Origin of the sequence: Planktothrix sp. FACHB-1355 (assembly GCF_014748295.1) — a bacterium.
Taxonomy (GTDB): domain Bacteria; phylum Cyanobacteriota; class Cyanobacteriia; order Cyanobacteriales; family Aerosakkonemataceae; genus Aerosakkonema; species Aerosakkonema funiforme_A.
The window spans coordinates 1-3,701 of record NZ_JACJUP010000719.1 but is presented as its reverse complement, the minus strand read 5'-3'; the positions used below and the strand labels follow the sequence as shown (position 1 = coordinate 3,701).

Below are 3,701 nucleotides of genomic sequence, written 5' to 3'. Positions count from 1 at the left end.
AAAGAAGCTTCGCGGCGGTCTTTAAGCAATTCAACTGAAGGCTATGTAGCCATTGCCGATCGCACAGAAGGAGCAAAATTTAGTCCGACTTTTCCTTGGGGAGATAACTATAACGCGGGAGAATATAAAAATATCAAAACTTTTTATATGAAGCCTGGGGATAAATTTGGCTTTATGCTTGTCCCCAACGGTACTGTGCAGGAAGTGTTTGATAATCCCAAGATTGGCGGTGCAAAACTTCCTTTATTTTCCCTCGCTACTGCGAATCCTCTGGATGCTTTCCAAGTCGGTCAAATTGCGGATGTGACTGGTGATAGCAAAATATTTGTGATGGAGGATAAGCGGATTGATACTGGCTCGGATAAAGATTATAATGATGTGGTTTTTCGGGTAACTGGTGCTAAGGGAGTTACTGTTAAACTGGATGATGTAATTGCTCCCGATAAGGATTGGCGCGATACAGAAGTTGGAGAAAATTTAAAGGATTATATCAATACTCCACCGCAGTTTTTGCAGTTTAATACGAATGCGGTTTATCAATCCGGTGAGAGTATTAATTTGATTGATGCTAAGGTTTTTGATGAAAATGGAGACTTGGATAAAGTAGAGTTGTTCTGGTTAAAAGATGGTAATGAAATCAAACATGATATTATCAGTCAATTCACGGTGAATGAGAACTGGGCGACATTCAAGTATTCTTGGAAACCTACCACACCTGGGAATTATCAAATCAAGGCGATCGCCTACGACAAATATGGCTACAATCACCCACAAGAAAGTCATCAAAGCGACGAATTTATTAAAAATATTCGGGTAAATTCACCACCCGAACAACTGCAATTCAGGATTGACAGGAATCTCTATAACGCTGGCGAACAGATTAGCATTACGGATGCTAAAGTATATGAAGCTGATGGTTTTGGCGACTTAAGTAAAGTACAGTTTTGGCTAAAAAAAGATAATGGTGAATGGTTACCAAGTAATCCGATCGCTAATTTTAGTGATTTGCAACAAAACTGGGGTGGATTTAATTACGATTTGCCTAAAGAGGTTGGTAATTATCAGTTGAAAGCAGTTGCTTACGATAAAACAAATGCTGTTAGCAATGAGGTTATTCAAAGTTTTTCTGTCCAGAAAACACCAGAGCCAGATGTGCCACAACCTGTAATTAACACACCACCTGATTCTCTGCAATTTAACTTACAGGCTGCTTATAACTATGGCGACACTATAAACTTGACAGATGGTAAAGTTTATGATGCTAATGGTTGGGCAGATATCAGAAATGTACATATTACCGTTAGAAAGGATGACGGCCAACCCACGGATTATTATGTGACAAACTTCCAGCAAGGTGAGGATAATAACTGGGGAATATTTAACTATAGTTGGAATGGATTAACGGCAGGAAACTATTATTTGGAAGCAAGTGCAAGCGATGGAGTTAATTCCAGTAATATCGTCTCGAAATCTTTTAGCATTATTACACCACCAGATGTATTACCTCCAGTGCCGATTAACAGAGCGCCGGAATCTTTAGAATTCAGTATTTTACCTCTCTATACAAATACTGAAAAAATCAGTTTCAGTTGGGGAAAAGTTTCCGATCCGGATGGCGCTAACGATATAGATAACGTATATTTTTGGTTGGGAACGCTGGATGGTAAAGGTTTTGGCGTTGGTGATGTTAGACATGGAGAAAATCCAAATTTTACATACGATCGCCCAGACAGAGCTAGGTTTGATTTCAGTGTAGATTTACAATCGAAAAACTTAGCTCCAGGTCGCTATCAATTGTGGGCGATCGCGCAAGACAAAGCCGGAAATTACAGTACCCCAAATAGCCAAAACTTTTCCATTATTACAGAGCCGGGTGAAAGCGAATTATCGGATGAACAAAGATTAGCAATAGCAAATGCGGCTAACTTGGAAAATTACGATCCGGAAGCATTAGCCAAAACGCGACAATGGGTAGTTTGGGTAACTCCAGATAAATACTTGCCGAATTTAGCCGAACAATGGGGAATTGTCGATAAAGGTGCGACGGAATATATCCCGAACACTTACATCTGGGAATTTCCTGAGAATATTACCCCGGATGTTGCTGTTAATCTTTTGAACTCGCATTCACAGGAGGGAGTGGAATTTTTCTATCCGCTTGTTCCTACTCAATTAACACCGCAATTTATACCCAATGATGTATTGTTCCCCGATCAGTGGCACTTGCGAAATATCGGTCAAACTGGAGGTACTGTTGGTGCTGATGCGAATGTCACACCCGCCTGGGATATTCCCGTTCCGGGAAACCCCTCCCAAACAGTACGGGGAAGAGGGGTTGTTATCGGTATAGTGGATGATGGTGTGCAATATACCCACCCAGAATTGCAAGCTAATTATCGATCGGATTTGAGCCGAGATTTTAACGAAACGGTAGGCCCAAATGGTATCTATTCCTATAGAGAACAACCGAATTTCAATTACGATTTCGATGCCGCACCTACCTACAAGACTACTATTATCAAGCAATTTAAGCAGCGAATTAAGGATGGTCGCGGTGACAGCGACTACTTTTTCGATGCTCCTTTAACTGGGGTTTTAACGGATTTAAATGTTGGTTTTAATATCGCACATCCGCAGGTCAGCGAGTTAGATGCTTGGCTGCGTAGTCCAGACAATCCTGTATTCGATCCTCTTGTCACGACGGGAGGCACTCGCAATAAGAGACTTCCTGGAGGGGGAGAGGATGGGGATATACCCCCGATCGAGCTTTTCAGGAATGTGGGCGGTAATGGTGCTAATTTCTTGAATACGATATTAGATGACGAGGCAAATAAATCCATCCAAGATGTCACGGCAGATGCACCTTTTAGTGGCAGTTTTTATCCCAAGGATAAACTTGCCAATTTTGATAGGCTGTATGCAGGTGGTAACTGGAATTTAAGAATTGCAGACAATAAGTTTAACGGAATTGGCGGTCAATTTAATAATTGGGGGATGCAGTTAGATACTTACAATCCGCACGGTACATCTGTGGCCGGGATAGCAGCAGCTAGTGGTAACAATCGCATGGGTGTGACTGGTGTATCTCCCGATGCAGGTTTAGCGGGATTGCGGCTAATTGCTGATGAGGTGACAGATAAACAAATAGCCGATGCTCTGTCTTACAAGAATCAGAATATCGATATTTACAATAACAGTTGGAAAGAAGAAGAGGCGCTAAGTGCTTCACCGCAGAGTTTGGCAGCGATAAAGACAGGAGTTACCGAGGGAAGACAAAACAAATTGGGTAATATTTATGTGTTTGCGGGTGGCAATAATAGGTGGGATGGCGGTAATGTGAATTACAATGGGTTTGCCAATTCTAGGTATGTTATACCAGTAGCCGCGATCGATCACAATGGCGAGTATACTTGGTACAGCGAAGAAGGAGCGCCGCTGTTAGTTTCGGCTTATTCCAGTTCCGTCAATAAATCTGATAATCAGCCTGCTGGTGTTACCACAACCGATATGTTGGGAAACCAAGGTTTCGATCCCTCTGATTACACCAGTCGTTTTAGCGGTACTTCTTCCGCAGCGCCTTTAGTATCGGGTGTAGTTGCTTTGATGTTGGAGGCTAATCCTAATCTAAGTTGGCGCGATGTGCAGCATATTCTGGTGAATACTGCTAAGAAAAATGACCCGAATAATGAAGATTGGAAACA

General features: G+C 42.0%; 1 protein-coding gene. It reads left to right on the top strand.

Annotated elements, in window-relative coordinates:
• Nucleotides 1–3,701: S8 family serine peptidase (locus tag H6S82_RS23680; RefSeq protein ID WP_199317941.1), on the top strand; the 3,701-nt coding region annotated here is incomplete at both ends.